Annotated in this window: 1 protein-coding gene; it reads right to left on the reverse strand. The window is 67.8% G+C overall.

Going from position 1 to position 401, the window contains the following annotated elements; translation table 11 throughout:
- On the reverse strand, window positions 1-401 hold a 401-nt coding region (locus tag E4487_RS24410), incomplete at both ends, for an aminotransferase class III-fold pyridoxal phosphate-dependent enzyme (RefSeq protein WP_175254591.1).

A 401-nucleotide genomic window follows, 5' to 3' on the forward strand; every position in this document is an offset into this window, starting at 1 on the left:
TTGTTCGGCTGGCCCTTGCACGCCCAGTAGTGGCGCACCAGGCGCAGCATGGTGTCGTTGCCCTCGGAGCCGGAACCGGTGAAGAACACGTGGTTCATGCCGGCCGGTGCCAGCTGGGCGATCGCCTGGGCCAGCTCCAGCACCGGCGGGTGGGCGGTCTGGAAGAAGGTGTTGTAGAACGGCAGCTGACGCATCTGTCGGGCAGCAGCCTCGACCAGCTCCTCGCGGCCATAGCCGACGGCCACGCACCACAGGCCGGCCATGCCATCGAGGATCTTGTGCCCCTCGCTGTCCCACAGGTGCACGCCACGGGCCTCGGTGATGATGCGCGGGCCGTTCTCGGCCAGCTGCTTGTAGTCACTGAACGGCGCCAGATGGTGGGCCTGGCTCAGGGCCTGCCA

Origin of the sequence: Pseudomonas sp. BMW13 (assembly GCF_013357275.1) — a bacterium.
GTDB classification, from domain to species: Bacteria; Pseudomonadota; Gammaproteobacteria; order Pseudomonadales; family Pseudomonadaceae; genus Aquipseudomonas; species Aquipseudomonas khazarica.